The sequence below is a fragment of the Patescibacteria group bacterium genome, from assembly GCA_040387855.1.
Classification (GTDB): Bacteria; Patescibacteriota; Minisyncoccia; order Phycocordibacterales; family JAKAEA01; genus JAZKCY01.
The window spans coordinates 389,476-409,340 of record JAZKCY010000001.1 but is presented as its reverse complement, the minus strand read 5'-3'; the positions used below and the strand labels follow the sequence as shown (position 1 = coordinate 409,340).

The 19,865-nt window shown below is 38.3% G+C and carries 17 protein-coding genes and 1 tRNA gene; 6 read left to right on the top strand and 12 right to left on the bottom strand.

What is annotated here, in order from left to right; all coding sequences use genetic code 11:
• Nucleotides 1-24: 24 nt before the first annotated feature.
• The 11 genes from tatC to V4519_02230 all read right to left on the bottom strand — a co-directional run bounded on the left by tatC (nt 25) and on the right by V4519_02230 (nt 13,494).
• Nucleotides 25-786: a twin-arginine translocase subunit TatC gene (gene tatC / locus V4519_02280; protein ID MES2436813.1), complete on the bottom strand. Its 762-nt coding sequence runs from the start codon at nt 784-786 to the stop codon at nt 25-27.
• A gap of 10 nt (nt 787-796) precedes the next feature.
• Complete coding sequence (locus V4519_02275; GenBank protein ID MES2436812.1) at nt 797-5,863, bottom strand: hypothetical protein; 5,067 nt, start codon at nt 5,861-5,863, stop codon at nt 797-799.
• Between the two features lie 12 nt (nt 5,864-5,875).
• Entirely contained in the window at nt 5,876-7,246 is a 1,371-nt protein-coding gene (locus tag V4519_02270) for a hypothetical protein (protein ID MES2436811.1), read from the bottom strand.
• 1 nt (nt 7,247) lies between these two features.
• Nucleotides 7,248-7,994 carry a hypothetical protein gene (locus V4519_02265; protein ID MES2436810.1) on the bottom strand — a complete coding sequence of 249 codons (747 nt, stop codon included), beginning with the start codon at nt 7,992-7,994 and terminating at the stop codon, nt 7,248-7,250.
• Nucleotides 7,995-8,002: 8 nt separating this feature from the next.
• Nucleotides 8,003-8,986 (bottom strand): hypothetical protein, encoded by a 984-nt coding sequence (locus V4519_02260; GenBank protein MES2436809.1) that lies wholly within the window; start codon nt 8,984-8,986, stop codon nt 8,003-8,005.
• A 23-nt stretch (nt 8,987-9,009) separates the two neighbouring features.
• Nucleotides 9,010-9,663, bottom strand: a complete 654-nt coding sequence (locus V4519_02255) for a hypothetical protein (protein ID MES2436808.1) — start codon at nt 9,661-9,663, stop codon at nt 9,010-9,012.
• Between the two features lie 84 nt (nt 9,664-9,747).
• Nucleotides 9,748-10,845 carry an RIP metalloprotease RseP gene (gene rseP, locus V4519_02250; protein ID MES2436807.1) on the bottom strand — a complete coding sequence of 366 codons (1,098 nt, stop codon included), beginning with the start codon at nt 10,843-10,845 and terminating at the stop codon, nt 9,748-9,750.
• Between the two features lie 23 nt (nt 10,846-10,868).
• Nucleotides 10,869-11,420 carry a ribosome recycling factor gene (frr, locus tag V4519_02245; protein ID MES2436806.1) on the bottom strand — a complete coding sequence of 184 codons (552 nt, stop codon included), beginning with the start codon at nt 11,418-11,420 and terminating at the stop codon, nt 10,869-10,871.
• A 41-nt stretch (nt 11,421-11,461) separates the two neighbouring features.
• Nucleotides 11,462-12,094 carry a hypothetical protein gene (locus tag V4519_02240; GenBank protein MES2436805.1) on the bottom strand — a complete coding sequence of 211 codons (633 nt, stop codon included), beginning with the start codon at nt 12,092-12,094 and terminating at the stop codon, nt 11,462-11,464.
• Nucleotides 12,095-13,102 (bottom strand): rod shape-determining protein, encoded by a 1,008-nt coding sequence (locus V4519_02235; GenBank protein ID MES2436804.1) that lies wholly within the window; start codon nt 13,100-13,102, stop codon nt 12,095-12,097.
• A 47-nt stretch (nt 13,103-13,149) separates the two neighbouring features.
• Complete coding sequence (locus V4519_02230; GenBank protein MES2436803.1) at nt 13,150-13,494, bottom strand: hypothetical protein; 345 nt, start codon at nt 13,492-13,494, stop codon at nt 13,150-13,152.
• A gap of 94 nt (nt 13,495-13,588) precedes the next feature.
• Here V4519_02230 and V4519_02225 point away from each other — a divergent pair, with 94 nt between their 5' ends.
• The 4 genes from V4519_02225 (at nt 13,589) to fmt (ending at nt 18,516) form a co-directional block, all read left to right on the top strand.
• Nucleotides 13,589-15,148: a UDP-N-acetylglucosamine 1-carboxyvinyltransferase gene (locus V4519_02225; GenBank protein ID MES2436802.1), complete on the top strand. Its 1,560-nt coding sequence runs from the start codon at nt 13,589-13,591 to the stop codon at nt 15,146-15,148.
• Between the two features lie 69 nt (nt 15,149-15,217).
• Nucleotides 15,218-17,113 (top strand): primosomal protein N', encoded by a 1,896-nt coding sequence (gene priA / locus V4519_02220; GenBank protein ID MES2436801.1) that lies wholly within the window; start codon nt 15,218-15,220, stop codon nt 17,111-17,113.
• A 7-nt stretch (nt 17,114-17,120) separates the two neighbouring features.
• The gene (gene def / locus V4519_02215; protein MES2436800.1) at nt 17,121-17,663 is read left to right on the top strand and encodes a peptide deformylase; all 543 of its coding nucleotides are present in this window, start codon (nt 17,121-17,123) and stop codon (nt 17,661-17,663) included.
• The gene (fmt, locus tag V4519_02210; protein MES2436799.1) at nt 17,653-18,516 is read left to right on the top strand and encodes a methionyl-tRNA formyltransferase; all 864 of its coding nucleotides are present in this window, start codon (nt 17,653-17,655) and stop codon (nt 18,514-18,516) included. The genes def and fmt overlap by 11 nt, the downstream gene beginning before the upstream one ends.
• 13 nt (nt 18,517-18,529) lie before the next feature.
• On the opposite strand, the gene V4519_02205 is transcribed toward fmt, so the two are convergent.
• Nucleotides 18,530-18,940, bottom strand: coding sequence for an HPF/RaiA family ribosome-associated protein (locus V4519_02205; GenBank protein MES2436798.1), 411 nt, complete (start codon nt 18,938-18,940; stop codon nt 18,530-18,532).
• A gap of 178 nt (nt 18,941-19,118) precedes the next feature.
• Here V4519_02205 and V4519_02200 point away from each other — a divergent pair.
• Nucleotides 19,119-19,190: transfer RNA gene (locus V4519_02200), tRNA-Asn, on the top strand.
• Between the two features lie 79 nt (nt 19,191-19,269).
• Nucleotides 19,270-19,815 (top strand): hypothetical protein, encoded by a 546-nt coding sequence (locus tag V4519_02195; GenBank protein ID MES2436797.1) that lies wholly within the window; start codon nt 19,270-19,272, stop codon nt 19,813-19,815.
• Nucleotides 19,816-19,865 lie beyond the last annotated feature (50 nt).

Genomic DNA, 19,865 nt, shown 5'->3' with positions numbered 1-19,865 from the left:
GCTTTACTTATCTATAAGTATATACTAACTAGTTTTATACCGCCAGCTGATAAAAAGGCCTACTATATAGAGTAAACAGAGTGGAATCGCAAGCATTGCCATGGTAATTCCACTACCATCGGGTGTGATTACTGCTGTAACTAACAGACATCCAAAAATTGCCTGGCGCCAATACTGTTTCCAAATAACGGGGTTAACTATCCCAAGATAACTTGAGATAACCATGCACACAGGAAGAACAAACATTATTCCCGTAGCAACCATCATCATGAGTGCTAATGAAATAAAATCATTAACATTGAAGTACTGAATTGCTTTGATATTGGGCGCATGTGCATACATTATTTTTATCGTAGAAGGAATAATGTATGCATATGCAAATAGACATCCGCTAAAAAACAAAATAGTAGATGGTAATACAACTTTATATAATGATTTTCTTTCTGACTGTTTTAATGCTGGCGAAAGGTATCGTAGTATTCCCCACAAAAGAAAAGGCGACAATACAATAAAGGCTAAAAATAAAGATAATTTAACCTCTATAAAAAAAGCATCGAATGGATTTGTAACAATAAGATCTACTTCACTTGGTATCAATGTACGCTGTAATGTATCAAAAAACTGAATCGTATATGATGAATCAGTCATCCAAGGCACTGGCACTTCCCTGCCTTTTATCGTCACCGTTTGTGTAGAAAATAGAAAGAAAAAAGTAGACAAAGCTATGAATGCAAATGCCCATCGTACAATATTTTTTAATAAATCTTTCAGTTCGGAAATTATCATAGCAGTATTTTTACGGTGCTTCGTCGAATTGTAGGATGATTGTATTTGTAGTGTCGTAGACAGCTGTTGTAGATGCATCTACAGTTGAGATCTTAAATCCGTTTCCAAAGTAGTATGCTTTTTCTGCTACAAAGTTACCTCCATCAGCAAGATTTAGATATGCAGTAGGACATGCGTCTCCCTGACAAGCCCATACGTTTGCTCCTGTTGTACCGGATGGCTGATTGAATATAACATTTTCAGCTGTAGTATTTATACTTACAGTAAGATCTCCAGTTGTTGCTGCAACCTTAAAATCAGAAAATACAGAGTTGTTTGTTTGACTCAAACGCATTTGAGGATTTGAAGCATCAGTTACATCAAGCTTTCGTTTTGCCAATGCAGTTCCCACACCCACATATCCCGTTGAACGATCATATACCAATCCGTTGGTTGCAATTGAAAGACCTCCGGCAAATGTTGATGTTGCAGTAGTTGATGTCGCATTAAAAATATTAGCAACAACTCCAGATGCACCGGCTACTGAGAGTGCGGCATAAGGTGATGTGGTTCCTATACCAACATATCCATTAGCACCCGAAATAGTCATTCGCTCATCACTATTATTTGTGATGAATTTTATATCATTACTTCCAAAATATGTTTTAAACTTTAATGAGTCACCATCAAGTTCGTCATACACGAATCCTCCGGCCTTTGATCCAAGATGATCATAAAAATCAATATACGCACCACTTGTTCCTGCAGTTCCAGCATCTACCCGAAGACCAGTCCATGAACTATCTGCCCCAATGTGAAGTCGATCTGCTGTTGGACTTACAGTGTTAATTCCAATATTTCCATTTGCAGCTATAAATAGTGAAGATGTTGCAGTAAGTGTTGTTCCACCTGCTGCATAAAATGGCACATATCCTGTAGTTCCAGCTCCAACCGTTCCAGAGCCACCACCTGCTGAAAGACATGTTCCTGAAATAGAAAAACATCCACCAGTTAAATTTATACCTGCCATCGTTGAGGTTGCTGTTGCTTGGAAACGAGTTGCAGAAAGACCTCCTCCCAATGTTGAGGTTGCTGTTGTGGTACCAGTAAAGTGTGAAGCTACTATTTCACCAACAACAGAAAGCTTTGCATATGGTGAGGTAGTTCCAATTCCTACATTACCATTTGTTGCCAAGAATAATGATGAAGTACCAACTGCAGTATTTGTGTCACTAAAGTACGCAAACTGACCAGTCGTTCCGATAAGACTTGTACCACCTGTTGACAAACAACTTCCTGAAACAGCAAAACATCCTCCTGCTATATTTATTCCATTTGAGAATGTTGAGGTAGCAGTACCACTTACAGTAAGGGCTCCATTTGAGACCACAAGACCTGCAAAATTCACTCCATCCCCAATGGTAGTTGTCCCATGTGCACTTACATTAAATTTATTTACTCCGGCAACTTGCAATCTCAAAAGATTTCCACTAAATGATCCAGCTCCATTTCCTACATCGGCTCGAAATACATCACCAGTAAATGCGGATGTTTCTTGATACAAATATGAAAGGTTTGATGAAGTAATAGTATTTGAATATCCTCGGAATGCGTTACCCTGTGTTGTTCCTCGAGTTTCTCCGTAGACTCCAGCAGGTGCAAGTGTCCCACCGGCATCACCAATAGTTACTCCCTTAATACCGAATGTTCTTCCGAATGCTGAAACTCCAGTATTTTCTCCCAATGTATTTGTACCTCTGTGTGCTTGTACTTCAAGACCTCGCACGGTATTTGTGAGTGCAGTACTATCTTCAACTCGAATCATTTGAGCGACCATAGTATTTGCAGATCCTGTAGGTGCATTTACTACATACATTTGATTTCCAAACTGTGTTGCACCAGAAGCACTATTGAGTGTTAAAAACTCATAAATACCAGCTGTTCCCGCGGCGGTTGTAGATGTACCAAGAGCTAGTGCTGATAATGGAGATGTTGTTCCGATACCTACATTACCTGTATTAAAGTGAATATTATTTCCGGCAGTTGTCCATTGACTTGATCCACCAGTTGAAAGACATGTTCCTGCAATGGCATAACATCCAGAAGTAAGATCAATACCTGCCATTGTTGATGTTGCTGTCGCTTGAAAACGAGTTGCTGATAATCCACCACCAAGTGTAGAGGTTGCAGTTGTGGTACCAACAAAATTTGCTCCTACAATAGTTCCTGCAACTGAAAGTTTTGCATATGGTGTTGTAGTACCGATTCCAACATTTCCTCCACTTAATATGGTTAATTTTGATGATCCTTCTGTAACCAAATTAAGGGAATGCGCCGATGTAGGTCCAACATATACAGCATCATTATTTAGAGTTTGAAATACAGCATTAACATCTCCCCCAGTAACTCTTAATACTGTATTTAAAGGATCACTGAAGCTTAAAACTTTTGCGGCTCCTCCTCCAGCTGAGCCTTGATTAGGAGTGGTTGTACCAATTCCTACATTTCCATTTTGTAATACAATCAGACCAGTAGTCCCTCCTGCAACTAAACCACCAGCAAATGTTGATGTTGCAGTTGTTGATGTCGCAACAAAATTCTGTCCAACTACAGTTCCAGCTACAGAAAGTTTTGCATAAGGTGAGGTTGTTCCAATTCCTACATTTCCATTACCTGAAAGAATAGTAAATGCTGAGGTGCCCACTCCGCCATTCGTATCAAAGAACATATCAGTAGTTTGTGTTCGTATAATTAAATCTCCTGATGTAGCATCCTGAGCCCATTGTCCTCCAGTACCAGCGATTGAGAAATTTGCATCAGCTGCAAGTCTACCAAGAGAAAGTCCTGTATAAGAATTAGCATCACCAGCTGAAATCTCTAAACCAACAGCATTTTGGCTTACAATAGAAAGCTTTGAGTTTGGCGATGTTGAACCAATTCCAATATTTCCATTTGATAAGTTTCCATAGAGTGCATTACCTATATTTAAAAAGTTTGTTGCTGTTGATGATGTACCAGTTACATTGTATCCAATGAGAATATTATTTGAGCCAGAAGTAATCGCATTTGTTCCGCCGTTATATCCTGCTCCATGACCTAAGAAAAGGTTGTTTGAACCTGTAGTATTTTTACCTGCTTCTGTACCAAGCGCAACGTTATCTGAATTTGCAAGCAATGCATCTAAAGCAGAATAACCAATAGCGATGTTATTATTTCCTGTTTCATTTGTGTACAAAGAACTGTATCCAAGGGCAATGTTTGAATCTCCGCTCAATGTAGAATTCATTGCAAATGATCCGATCGCAACGTTTGAAGAAGAGTTGCCTCCAAGATTTGCACCCGCATTAACACCAATTGTAAGACTTGAAATTGAAGATGATGCATTCAAAATAGTTGTACCTCTAATTTTATAACCTTCATTATTGGTAAGAACATTAAATGAATCAGCAGCAACTGTTCCGTTTACTGAAAGTTTTGAACCAGGTGTAGTAGAACCGATTCCCACATTTTGATTTGTTGCTAGGAAAATTGATGATGTTCCAATCGCAGTATTTGTCCCACTAAAATATGCGAGCTGGCCAGTTGTACCAGTAAGACTTGAACCTGATGAAAGACAGACTCCTGCTACGGCATAACATCCACCAGTAATATTTAAACCATTTGCGAATGTTGATGTTGCGGTTGTCGAAGTTGCAGTAAAATGTGAGGCAACAACTTCACCTGCTACTGAAAGTTTTGCGTATGGTGATGTTGTTCCAATTCCAAAGTTACCTGTTGATCCAATAGTTACTCGCTCTGCTCCACCAATTGAGAATGCAATACTATCTGCACCCGGAGAAAAGATACCGGTATTTGAATCACTATTGAAAGAAAGTGAAGGAGCTGATGTAGATCCCAAACCAATACTTGTGATTTTTTGATTATTTGCATCTAACGTAAAACCATTTCCGGTAAAGAATTGTCCAAAGTTGTTTGCTGCATAATTTGCAGTAAGTGAATTACCTGCTTCATCAGCAAATAATGTTGACAATGTGTTACCCTGATCATCAATTACATATCCTCCGCTATTTACTGCAACAGCAAATCCTGTGTAATTACCATACGATGCCCCAAGAGAATTTGTTGAAGTACCATAAAAAATACCATTTTGGTCAATAGTCCAAATACCTCCAAACAAGTTTTTAGCGATACTCACATTACCAGCATTATCAAACGAAAGTGATGAAGTACCTACAGCAGTATTGGTACCACTAAAATATGCAACCTGACCTGTAGTCCCCAACAGACTTGATCCACCAATACATGCTCCTGCAATGGCATAACATCCAGAAGCAAGATTAATGCCTGCCATTGTTGATGTTGCTGTTGCTTGGAAACGAGTTGCAGAAAGACCTCCACCAAGTGTAGAGGTCGCAGTTGAAGTTCCAACAAAATATTCACCGACAATTGCCCCCGCTACCGAAAGTTTTGCATACGGAGTTGTTGTGCCAATCCCCACTTTTCCATCAGCTGTAATTGAAAGTACTGATGCTGAACTTGGTCCAAAAAATTCTGCAATTTTTCCTGCTCCGTTTTGTGTGACAGTAAGATATGTAGAAGCAGTTGATGTTGCATTTGCTGCATCAGCTCGTAAAAATTGTGAACTGTTTAATCCTCCAAGTCGTTCTGAATCAATTGCACCAGGCACAACTCCCAATTTTTTTCGAGGTGACATTTCTGCATCAGCTTCGATGGTTACTCCGAGGTACAATGTCTGATTAAAATTTACGGCATCAAGTGTTGCGACTTCTCCAAGCATCACACTGAAAAGTCCGTTGGTAACAGTCACCTCACTTCCACCACTTCGTGTTTCAGTCCAAATTGGAGATCCTCCAGAAGAAACTGTATAAAGATTAAAAACCATTTCATAGGTACCGTTGGCTACTGCAACATTAGAAGCATTTGTAAGTTTTCCTTGATAATTTATTTGTTTGTTGAGAGCAGCAGATGCAACTTCTGGAAGCACAATTCCAAAACATGAAGTTACAATAAATGAAACTAAAATGAAGAGAGAAAGAGCATAAGAACTGAAAAGTTTTTTCGTAAAAATAGTGCCCATTTATAGGCCTTATTATAGCATGGCTCGCTTGTCTTTTTTGTGCCGAATTATCCCCAGAATTATGATTATAATGATCAAAAGCACTATTAGCAAAATACCCCGATAGATATGTGTTAATTTAAGAAAATTTTCCCAAAAACTCACTCGCTTTTCCCCAAGCTGAGGTTGTAGTGATGTTGTTTTAAAATATCCTTCAATTTTTGTAACAGAATCTGAACCTTGATATGCAATATTTAGTTCAAAAGCAACCACCCCAACTCGTTCTAATGCCGCAATTGAAGTTTCACTTGTTGTCTTATCAAAATTATCTGAGAAAAGGTATGAATTCCATGGAACCTCATCTTTTAGTGTTAGCACAATATATTTAACATTTTTTGGTACTTTTTCACGAGCAAGAGACACAGTAATTGCATCAGCAGAATTTACCGGTACAACATCTTGCAGAAAAGAAATACCTCTCCCCCTTTGACTAAAATCAAAATCGATAAGCGATAATGTACTACTTGCAGTAACCTCTCCTGTAATCGGAGGTACTGTTGAATTTGAAGGTATTGGTGATCCAGGGGCTACAATTTTTATTCGTGCTATTGCTCCAGACGATCTGTTTGATACTTCATCATATGCAAAAATTGTGTAGTAATAGGTAGCATCAATTTGAGTATCAGAATCAAGAACATAGTTCCCTTTTCCTTCGTATACGATTTTTCCTTCCAACCCACTCTGCGGATAGCCGTATGGTGATCTTACTATCAATACATTTTTAAAATCCAATTCTTTTGGATTCTTCCATGTTAGCAAGACATCTTGTTGTCGTTGTTGTGCATAAAAAGCACTAGGATTTGAAGGTGGTGTGTGATCTTCTGAAACAGGAAGTCGATATGTTCCATCTTTCACAAGAGTTGCTCCTGAAGCATCTTGCGTTGTAATTTTATAATAATAATCGACACCTGGTTTTAAACCTTGGATTTTTACCGAATGGTTTTTGTGATATGTAACTTCAGACATACTTCCAAATTCGTAATCAGGAGTTTCTCCCCATGAAAATGTATTGATAGTGTTGTTGTCTGTTGTCCACGTGAAAACAGCATAATTATCACCTGGAGTTATTTCAAAAGAAGTATACGTTGCTGGTGAAAAATATCCTCCACCAGAATACGGTGCTGCAGGTCCAGAAAAATTAGAAGGCGGTGGTGGAGGTGGCGTTATTACCGTACAGTCCAATGGACAAGAATTAACATCTTCGCCAGAAAGTGGTTCACAAATTGCGTTATCATTACACCCCAGTATAAACATATTCACGTCAACACCATTGCTACTTGTCGCAGCAAAGCTAAGTGCTGGAGTGAGGAGTATGATTGTGCTTAGTAAAATACGAATTAACATATTAAAGCATAAGTGCTGTTACTGTAATTTCAGCTGAATATGAACCAGCATCTTGAAGTTTATTTGATCCCACTTCTGCTCGATATTTTAATGTTGTTTGAGTTCCAGACGGATGATTTGATGTTGCTCTTTGTGACACTTCCTGATCTGTTGTAGTAAAACCAGCCCAACATTTATCTACAGTATCTGATCCCCCACTGTTACACTCAAGTCCATTGTCCTTATAGAAATCAGTAATATCTTCACCCTCAGGTGTAAATCCAAAAACAGATAAGTTTGAATCAGCAGAAAAATCATAATGAGGTGCTCCTCCTCCTAAATCATAATCTGAAAAGAATGCATCTTCTGGACTCTTAAGGGCAGGGCTTGTAGCTGCCCGTACAAACAAAGAATACCCAGCAGTGTTATCAGTAATAACTGTCCATACGGATGTGGATGTACTAATAGCACCAGAAAAGCCACCAATAGAACTCATTGCCTGATCAGCTTCTACGCTGATAGAAATATATCCACTCTGCATTTGCCAGAAACCAGCATTCATCCCATAGGTCGCACTTGTAGAAGTACCAGTTCCAACTTCTCCCAATGTATCACCGAGCGAGTAATTTGTACTTGTAGAAAGATTTCCAGCTGGGTTTACGGTATCACTTTCCATTTTATAGTTTGTACTTCCCATCACAGCAAACACAAAGAGAACCGGTAAAAAAGCATTGAGATATAAAAATTTTGAATGCTTAGTACCTTTCACAGCTTAAATTACTTAGCTCCTTTTTTCTTAAATTCAAAATTTCGAAGAATATAAACTAGTATTGAAGAAATAAGAAGGAATCCAAAGAGTACAGCAACTACGATTTTCCATGGGAGTACCCAGAAAGTAATTTCTTTATGGTCCATAGTTCCACCATACCCACGGTTGAGGTCTAATTCTGCTTTATAACGTCCAAAAAGGAATCCAGATGACCATTGCACTTCTCTATGACGCAATGAGTTAGGTAGAGAGAAATAAGCATCAAGAGGCAGTGTTGAAATTGACTTACCTAGTGTATTTTTGATTGTGACTGTTCCATACGGTACAAGGTGCACATTACCTGTGTTATTGAAAAGCACCTGAAATGTGAAGGGTCCTTTTTCATACACAGACTTCTTTTCGCCCGCAATTCGAAAATCTTCTACCGCTCCACTTTCGTTAGCATCACCGTTTACACGAATAAACATCAATGATCCGACTCGTGATACAACTCGTGTACGTCCTTGGGCTGCTGTTGCTGGAGTTTCTCGTGCCTGACTTGAAACAAGTACTGATGCATAAAATCCACCTGGTTGTGTTGCTTCAGGAACTGTAATTTTTACAGGAATAGCGATTCGTTGACCAAACTCCAAGGTAAACTCTGAAATTTCCGGAACAATAGAATCTTTGATTGAATACGGGCTTTTATCATTACCCAATAGAATTACAGGTTGATTTGCATCTCGCGAACCAATGAAATCTTCGATTTCAATTTTAAACGTAGTTGTCTCTCGAATACGGCTTGTAACTATTACAGCTTTTGTTGCTTCTTCACCAGGATTAAGGAATAGTTCTACTTTACCCGGTTCAAGAACAAAGTCGTTCTTATCTTCTACATTCTGGTTTGAAACCTCAAAAGCTTGGGCAGGAGTAAGAGGCAGTAAAATAGCGATAAGTAGGATTAAAGTAGTCCAGCTCGCTAATATTTGTGCTTTCTTTCCAACCTTAGGCATTTTATTTATGTAACCAAGTTAAATTAGAGGGTGGTCGCAGTTGCTGTAATGGTAGCTGTATATGTTCCAGATGGAATATAGAAACCATTTTGTTCTACAGCATAGCATACTGTAGAATCAATGCCAGAAGGAGTTGTAGTTGAAGATCGTGTTGCAATAGTTTTATCAGATGTACTAAAACCTACGTACTTAAGAGTAGTTGAGTTTGCATTAACAGTTGAAGAACACTGTGAGCCTGTTCCCCATGTACCAGTTGGAACATCGGTTCCGAATGCTGAATATCCGAATTCTGCGGTACTTGCACCTACAGACCATGTCTCAGGTGTACCTCCTACAGATTCAGTGTAATCTAACACTTCATCACCAGCTGACTGCATTGCAGGATCCTGAGATGCTTTTACAGCAAGAGTATATCCAAGATTGTTATTAGTTTTAACATTCCAAGTGGTTGTAGCAATAGCCTTATTTACAGAAACACCCAAGTTTGTACTCATTGAAGAGTCTGCAGGACTTGTGATAGAGATACCCGCATCAACGTTAAGTGTAATAATAACAGTATCATCTGCAGTTGCCTGTGCGCTTGAAATCTGTGGTTCAGCTGCAACATACAATCCAACCGATGCAACTGAAAGGATTGTTGTCAGTGCTACTATTTTTTTAATTTCTGAAATACCCATGGCTTTTAATACTTAACTAATTTAGTGATGTAGTTATTGTATCAGATGAGCACGCTCACTACTACTGTTAACTGTGGACAACTTTTATTTAAAGAGGTTTAGTATGTCGTTGAATGTAACAACAAGCATAAGTAAGAGCAATAATGCGAATCCAGCTGCATTCACTGCATTAGCAAATTTTGGACTAATTGCAGATCCCTTTATTTTTTCAATAATTACAAAGAGAATTCTTCCTCCATCAAGTGCTGGAAACGGAATAAGATTGATAACAGCAAGATTTACAGAAATAATAGCTGTGAAAGATAAAAGGTATACAATTCCTAGTCGTGTAGCATCACCAACCATACCCGCAATACCTACAGGACCAGTAACAGTAGCAAAATCAGCTCTACCTGTTACCGCTTGGAACAAAAACTGAGCTAACCCTACAGCAGTAGCCTGAATAATATATGCAGTATACTTTGCACCTTCAATGAAAGCTTGGAAAAAATTGAGCTTCAAGATTCCTACTTCACCAAGTTGTACTCCTATAGCAGCTCTATCAGCCACAATTCCTTCTTTAGGAGTAACTTGCACAGAAATAGCCTCTGATCCACGAGTAACATCAAAAGTTACCGGCTGATCCTTTTTTGTCGCAACAAAACTTTGAATTTGCTCTACAGATAGCTTGCCCTGAGTGCTTTCTGCACCCGCAGTAAGTTTCACTACTTTATCTCCTGCTTTAAGTCCTCCTAATTCAGCAGGTGAACCTTGAGGTACTGCAAGAATAGTTGCTTGTGAATTTTCTGTAGCAACCTGTGATGAGTATCCTTGTTGAGCAGGCATACCAATCATAAATCCAATAGAAATTAATAACCACGCAAATATAATATTGAATGTAACTCCAGCAGCAAGAACCATAACCTGAAGATATTTTGGCTTATTGAAAAAACTTCGAGCTTTATCTGGTCCACCAATAGATTCTTCATCAGGATTTTCACCAAAAATTTTCACAAAGCCTCCAAATGGAATTGCATTAAGTGTGTATGTTGTCTCACCACGCTTAAATCCAAATAGTTTTGGTGGAAATCCAATACCAAATTCATCAACACGAATGCCAGATGCCTTTGCAGCAAGAAAATGTCCTAGTTCATGAACAAATACTAGTACTGCGAGAACAATTAAAAATATAATGACAGTCATGTGATTTTATGTAGATTGAGTTACTAACTTATAATTTCCTTTTCCTTTCGAGCATGTAATTCATCAACAAGCTTATTTGCCTCTTGAATTGCTTTTTCCATAGTATCCTTAAATCTAAATTTTTCATCCTCTCCCATACCACCTTCTTTTTCCTTTGCCTGAATATCGTTCCAAATTTCATCACGTACCTTTCGAATGGAAACTTTTGCTTGTTCTGCTTTCTCCTTTGCTGTTTTAACTACCGCCAAACGTCGTTCACCAGTAAGTTCAGGAAATGAAACACGGATTCCTTTATCATCCACTGCTACAGCTACCCCAAGATTTGCTGCAACAATTGCCTTTTCAGCGTCTCTAATCTGGCTTGTATCCCACAATGAAACTCTAAGTGTTCTCGGATCTTCATTTGATACTGAGCCAAGTTGATTTAATGGAGTGGGAGTTCCATATGCATCTACGCGTACATTATCAAGAATTGAAGAAGAAGCTCGCCCTGTGCGAATCTGTGACTGCTCTTTCTTAAGCCATTCTTCTACATCTTTTAATTTCTTTTTAAGCGGTGAAAAATCGTAATTCATAGTGTGTGTATTGTATCAGATTCTTAAACTTATTCTACTTTTTATATAATTAAAGCTATATGCTCGAGAATCATCTTTATTGATGGTGATCTATCATTAAGATATGATCTACATTGTAATAGCTCTTGCATCACAAATGGCTTCTGTGAATCTCTCATTACATACATAAGTCCATCCACAATCTGCATAGCAAGAGCTTTATCTTTTTCTTCAGCAATAGCGGCAGCTTTTTTCATTCGGTCACCTACAGAAAGTTTTTTATACTCTTGCGCAAGCTGCTTTGCATTCTCATACGAATTTTGTCCAGAAATTATTTGAACTCGTGAACGAAGAGTCGGTAATACAACTTCTATAGACGGAAGTATTAAAAAGAAGTGAGTACCTGGTGTTGGTTCTTCAAATGCCTTTAACAACGCATTTTGAGCTTCAATGCTCATGCCTCTTGCCTCGATAATGAATATTTTTCGATCTCCACCGATGGCCTTCTTAGACTGGGTCTCTCGCAATGCACGCGCAGCATCAATAGTTAGTGATTCATGAATCTCATGCCAAAAGTCAGGATTACCTGCTATTGGAAATTTGAGAGTGTTTTCAAGAAACTCAAAAAGACTTGGACGAATCTCCTCAGCATTACCTTCTACTATATATGCATGTGAAAGCGGTAGCTGGAACATTTATCGCTTAGATATAATACTCTTCTTGTAAGTATCAAGATGTTCGAGTGCAATACCAGTTCCTTTTGCAACACAAAAGAGTGCATCGTCAGCAAGAGTGGCTTTAACACCAGTTCTTCGGAATACAAGTTCTGGGAGATTTCTCAATTGTGATGATCCACCCGTCATAATAATTCCCTGGTCAATAATATCTGAAGCAAGTTCTGGTGGAGTATCCTGCAATACAGTCTTAATAGCATTAATCATCTCCCGAAGTTCTTTTGCCAAACACTTTACGATTTCATTAGTTTTAATTTCAACAGATCGTGGAAGGCCAGTTACAAAATCACGCCCCTTGATAGTCATTGAGAGTTCCTCTTCAAGCGGAATAGCCGATCCAATCTGAATTTTGATATCCTCAGCGGTTTTATCTCCAATAGAAAGGTTAAATGTCTTCTTTATATAGTCTATGATTGCAGTATCCACTTTATTTCCAGCAACTTTGACTGATGTACACGACACAATACCACCAAGAGATATCACAGCAACGTCTGTTGTACCTCCTCCAATATCAACAATCATGCGACCTACAGGTTCTTGAATAGAAATACCAGCTCCGATAGCAGCAAGAATAGGCTCTTTCACTACATAAGCATTTTTTGCTCCAGCCTTAATTGCAGCTTCAATAACAGCGCGTCGTTCTGTAGATGTAACTCCGGCTGGCACTGAAACCATTACTTCAGGCTTAAAAAAACTCCACTTACCTAATGCTTTATTAATATAGTATCTAAGCATTGCTTCAGTAACTCGGTAATCAGCAATAACACCGTCTTTCATTGGTCGATACGCAATAATATTGTCTGGAGTTCGGCCAATCATTTGTTTTGCATCGGCTCCTACTGCCAAAATCCGATTATCTTGCTCAGAAATAGCAACTACTGATGGTTCATTTAACACAATCCCTTTACCCGGTAAAAACACCAATGTATTTGCGGTACCTAAATCAATCCCGAGCTTTTTAGAAAACATAGACATAGGTCAATAATATAGATTTCTGATGAATTTACAAATCAAACTTATCTAAGCTTATTTCTTCTTACTCTTTCGGCAATTTCTAACGCCAAGGCTTTATAAAAACCTGGTTTCATATTCCAATCTAATGACGTTGAATTGTTAAGTATCTCGACAATTTGTTTTGTAGAATAGGTTCCAGCGAGTTTTATCTGTTCTACTATTATGTTTGGATGAATATGTCGAGTCTGTAATATTATAGGACTGCATCTATGAACCATAACATCTGTTACTTCTTCAAATGTAGACATGGGATACTCTCCTGGTTCAATTTTCTTGTCTTTAGAAGTATCTTCTTGTTTGTTCCCTTCATCATCATACGAAGCTCCTTCAAATTTCATAGGTGGCATATGTATACAGAATACTATAGTTATGGAAATCGGTATATTTGCGCCATATAGCATATATGCTATAATGTTGAGCATTAGAACTAACCACAAATTCATGGCTGAAGAAACCCAAAATCAGACAGTAGCTACCGAACCCACATCTGCTGATAAGAACCTTTTACAAATTGGAAAACTTATTTCTGCATTGCGACAAGAACGGTCTATTACCCAACATGAATTTGCTCAAAAATTAGGGACTACTCAAAGTGCTATCGCGCGCATCGAACGAGGTGAACAAAACCTATCTACCGAAATGTTGGCTAAGATTAGCGATGCGCTCAATCGTGATATCGTCCATGTATCTAAGGGTGCATTGAACGTAAAAATTGAAGGAGGTCACAAGCTTTCAGGTGAAATTATTACAAAGACTTCAAAGAACGGAGCCATGGGTATCCTTGCCGCTTCCCTTTTAAATAAAAACAAAACCACTCTTAAGAACGTTCCTAAGATCGAAGAAGTGCAGCGTATGATAGAAGTATTTGAGTCTATTGGAGTATCTATTAAATGGAATGGAAACGATCTTGAAATCAAACCACCAGAAAAGATTGATCTTAAGAACATGGATAAAGTGGCAGCTGAAAAGACTCGTTCTATTGTGATGCTCATTGGTTCACTTATTCACCAATTTAAGAAGTTTAATCTCCCTCAGCCTGGAGGATGTAAGCTTGGTTCACGTACAGTAAAACCACATCTCTATGCTTTAGAAAATTATGGAGTTGAAATCGAAGCAAAAGAAAATCATTATCTTGTAAAAGCACCTGTGCTTAAGCCTGTTGAAATGGTGCTCTATGAATCTGGAGATACCGTAACTGAAAATGCTGTTATTGCCGCTGCACTTATTCCTGGTACATCTGTTATTAAATTTGCATCTGCAAATTACATGGTGCAGGAAGTGTGTTACTTCTTAGAAGCCTGTGGCGTTAAGATCGAAGGAATTGGAACAACAACTCTTACCATTCATGGTATCGAAAAGATCGACAAACCTGTTACCTACTACCTTTCAGAAGATCCTATCGACGCAATGTTTTTCCTAGCTACTGCTATCGTTACAAACTCTTCTCTCACTATTAAACGAGCCCCAATAGATTTTCTAGAATTAGAACTTCTCAAATTGGAGAAGATGGGATTCAAGTACAAGCTTTCAAAAAAATACAAAGCTCTCAACGGCTATACTAATTTAGTAGATATTAAAACATCACCATCAAAGCTTACTGCTCTTGAAGAAAAAATTGAATGCCGTCCGTTTCCAGGACTCAACATGGACAATCTTCCCTTCTTTGCAATCATTGCCTCACAAGCCAAAGGAACTACTCTTCTTCACGACTGGCCATATGAAAAACGTGCTATTTATACAAAAGACATAGATAAACTCGGAGCAAATACAAATCTTGTAGACCCACACCGACTCTATATCACTGGTCCTACAAAGCTAAAGCCTGCAGAAGTAATTTGCCCTCCAGCGCTCCGCCCAGCTGCAATTCTCTTGATTGGAATGCTAGCAGCTCCTGGTACTTCTATCCTCCGAAACATTTACTCGATCAATAGAGGGTATGAAGATATTGTTACCAGACTCAATTCTATAGGAGCAAAGATTTCTATCTTAAGAGAGTTTTAATTACAAAATAAAACCCACATAAGATCAATTATTATTTCTTACGTATTTAAGCTAAAATACGCTTAATATATGTACATCGTAAACGTAGTTCCCATAGCGCGCGGCATAGGCGCAGAAATGCTCTCCTACTTCACTACGTCTGAAATCAAACCGGGCTCAATAGTAAAAGTGCCTATACGAAGCCGTGAAGTACCAGCTCTTGTTATTGGCATGAAATCAGCAGCTGAAGCAAAAACTGATTTAAAAAATTCTACCTATACACTTAAAAAGATTGGTAAGCTCAATGTCCTTCCCCTCTTCCTCCCAGGCTTTATAAAAGCAGCTCAAGATGCTGCAGAATATTTTGCAGGATCTACAGGTAGTGTGCTTGCACTTGTCACACCAAAAGTAATTTTGGAACAAGCAGAAAAAGTTGTCCCACAAAAAGATATTCCCGATAGTGTACCTGATCAAAACGAACGACACGAACCTTATACTATTCAAGCAGATGAAGAAGAACGATTGGCTCACTACAAAAGTTTGATCCGCGAGCAATTTGCTAAGAAAAAGTCGGTGCTGTTTTGTTTGCCCACTATTCAAGATACAAAGCGCATCTTTAGTACCCTTCCAAAAGGTATCGAGCAATATACCTATGTTCTAAACTCTTCACTTTCTAAAAAAGAGATCTTAAATACTTGGAATAAGATTATAGAAGAACCACACCCAGTTTTAATTATTACAACAGGATCATTTCTTGGAATTCCTCGGACTGATATTGGTACTATTATTTTGGAACGAGAAAGTTCAAACGGATACAAAGCTCAAATACGTCCGTATGTAGACACACGAAGATTTGCAGAATTCTTAGCACTTCGGATTGGTGCCAAACTTATCTTTGGAGATCATCTATTGCGTGTTGAAACATTATGGCGAACAAAGCAAGGTGATCTTGCCGAGCTTGCTCCCCTTAAATTTAGATCTATTTCTACATCAAAAGAAGTTGTTGTAGATATGAAGCGATACAAGACACTCGATCGCCCAGATTTTCGAATTATTGGCGAAGAGCTTGATGCATTGATCCAGCAAAGCAAAGATCATAATGAGAATTTGTTTTTGTTTGCTGCACGTCGAGGCCTAGCTCCCATGACTGTGTGTGGTGATTGTGGAACTACTGTTTTGTGTACTAAGTGTACTGCGCCTGTAGTTCTTCATCGTGGTGAAGAAAACTTTTTCTTATGTCATCGATGTGGTGAACGAAGAAGTGCAGAAGAACGATGTAAAAACTGTGATAGTTGGAAACTCACAACTCTAGGTATTGGCATCGAGCTTATTGAAAATACTATTCAAAACATGTTCCCTGACATGAAGATTTTTAGAATGGATAAAGATAGCATTACTACGCACAAGCAAGCATTGGCTGTGGTTAATGAATTTTACAACTCACCTGGCAGTATTTTGATTGGTACTGAAATGGCCCTTACCTATCTTGAGAAACCAGTAGAAAACTCTGGTGTTGCAGCTATAGATTCCCTTTTCTCTATTCCTGATTTTCGTATCAACGAAAAAATCATGAATATTCTTTTGAAGATTAGATCTATTACTCAAAAGATTTATGTAGTGCAGACTCGATCACGCAACCAGCGTATTTTTGATTATGCCACAAAGGGCAATCTTATGGATTTTTATCGTGAAGAAATCGAAGAGCGAAAAAAGCTTAGCTACCCACCATTTAGTAATCTCATAAAAATCACCATTAAAGGAACCCGGGAACAAGTAACGAGTGATATGGACTTTGTAGAAAAGCTTTTGGAAGATTACAATCCACTTGTATTCCCTGCATTTATTGAAACCGTAAACAAAAAGACCGTAATGCACGCACTTCTCAAGCTTGATCAAGGCACATGGGTCAATAAAGACTTACTTGAGCGGCTTCTCTCTCTTCCACCTCATATTTCTGTAAATGTTGATCCGGAGAGTCTTCTATAATATAGTCATGTCTATGGTACCCATTGTTCAAAAAGGAGATCCTGTACTTCGTGGCATAGCTCAAGATGTACCGGTCTCAGAAATCATATCTCCAAAAATTAAAGATGTTATTAAACGCATGCAGATTGCCATGCATGGCGAAGATGATGCAGTCGCTATTGCAGCACCTCAAATCGGTGAACCTGTGCGTATTTTTCTCGTATCAGGAAAAGTATTTGTTCCCAATTATCCAGATATAGAACCAGACACCCATATTCCCGTTGATCTAGTATGCATCAATCCAAAAATTCTCAAGCTCTCAAAGCGAAAAAAGAAAATGGCTGAAGGATGCCTTTCAGTGCGATGGCTGTATGGAAATGTACAACGATCGATTCAAGCAACTATTGAATACTACAATGAGAAAGGTGAAAAATTTGAACGCGGAGCAGCAGGCCTTTTAGCACAAATCTTTCAACATGAAATAGATCATCTTGATGGAATTCTTTTTATAGACAAAGCAGAAGATATAGAAGATCAGCCACCTCAAACACACCAATCAGATGAACAATAAACCTAAAATAGTTTTTTTTGGCACACCTCGATATGCAGTGATGGTATTAGAAGAAATGCATGCATCAGGAATGACTCCCGACCTCATTGTTACTATGCCTGATAAACCAGCAGGTAGAGATTTGGTTATTACTCCGCCTCCAGTAAAAGTATGGGCGGAATTACATTCTGTACCAGTTCTCCAGCCAGAAAAATTAAAAGACCCTGCGTTTCTCGATGCATATAAAAATGGCAATTTTGATATTGGTGTAGTAGTCGCGTATGGAAAAATAATTCCGCAAGAAGTAATTGATAGCCCGAAGCATGGCATTTTAAATATTCATGGTTCTCTCCTTCCAAAGCTTCGAGGCGCATCACCTATCGAAACTGCAATCTTGCAAGATGTAAAACGCACAGGAGTGACTATTATGCTCCTTGATGCCGAAATGGATCATGGACCAATTTTAGCTCAAGAGGAAGTGATTATGGAGCCGTGGCCACCATTGGCAAAACAACTTGGAGAAGCAATTGTTACTGCTGGAGCAAAACTTTTAGTAAAGACTATTCCAAAATGGATTGCAGGAGAAGTTACACCTCTTGAACAAGATCATTCAAAAGCAACCTACACTCGAAAAATAGAAAAAGCAGATGGCGAGCTTTCTCTCACGCACAATCCCTATGAAGAATTCTTAAAGTTCCAAGCATTCCACCAATGGCCGGGCACTTTTTTCTTCGCTCAAAAAGGAGATAAAAAGATTCGTGTAGTCATCAAAAAAGCTCACTATGATTTTGAACATAATGAGCTCTTTATTGATCGTGTAGTTCCTGAAGGTAAAAAAGAAATGGATTACGATACATTTATCCTTTCTCTCTAGTTTTACTTAGATTTTACTGAACGTCTTCGTATTTATCATCTACTTCATCGGCTACAGCTTCTCCATCTTCTCGTGACATTTGTTTGAGCTCTGCTCCGCCATGTCGCTTATCATCTCTGTCCTTTTCTTGCTTTGCTTTGATTTCTCGAGCGAGCTGATCTTTCATTTCATCAATAGCAGCATTAAGATCTTCATTCTCACTCACTACTCGGCCATTCATACCATCAACACGGTAATTTATTTCTGCACGATACATGCTTTCTGTTGTTTTGTGATGATTTGTTGTCTTTGCAAGTTCTACCTGAGCGAAAGCATTATCTGCATCAAAATCAACAATATGTTTCAATGATTCAAGCTTTTTTGTAAGATACCCGTCGATTTCTGTTGTTAACTCCAAATTCGTAGCTTTGATATTGATACTCATATATATAGTTAAATTATACCAATTATTACACCTACCCTTATAGTATATCAGACGTACGATCAGTCTGTTTTATACGCACCCAAAATCTATATAAAGTCCAATATTTACATTTTCTGTTTTTTTGCTATGATGCTAAAAGTTCGTTCCCCGAGCGCAAGCTCGAGAGAACGAAGCATATTCCTCTGTAGCTCAGCGGTAGAGCAGTCGCCTGTTAAGCGATTGGTCGCAGGTTCGATCCCTGCCGGAGGAGCATCGAAAAAATCACCTTGTTTTACAGGGTGATTTTTTGTTACCAGCTAGATGTTTTGAACCTTTGGTATACTATAAAAATGAATAGCTCAAACATATTCCTTATCATCGGTCCAAATGGCGTAGGCAAAACTACTCTTATTCCCCTGCTTCAGTCAAAGCTTTCTCACAATTTTGAAATTCATGACTTCGACGAACGAGGCGTTCCTGATAATGTCGATAGAATATGGAGACAATCAGAGACTTTATATTGGTTAGAACTAAGCAAAAGTAATTTGCTAAAAAGAATATCTACTATTATTTGTGGTTTCATGAAGCCAGCAGAAATAATTGAAGCTTCTAATAAGCTTGAGATACGTCCTGTAGTTTGTTTTTTAGACATCAACAAAGAAAACCTCGAGAAAAGATTATTAGGTAGGTATCAAACAGAAGAAAGTATCAAAAATCTTGAAAGAGTTACAAATAAGTCAGTAGAAAAATTTATCCAAGATAATGTCTATGTTACTTCCCTTCTGAAAAAAGATAGTGAACAAAATGATTTTGTAATTATAGATACAAGTAATCGATCCCCTGAAGAAGTTTCTCAAGACCTTATTAACTGGATTAGCAAAGTTACCTCACATTAAATAGGTTCGAATTGCTTCCAACCATGTGAGCACTTAAAATCACCCTATTT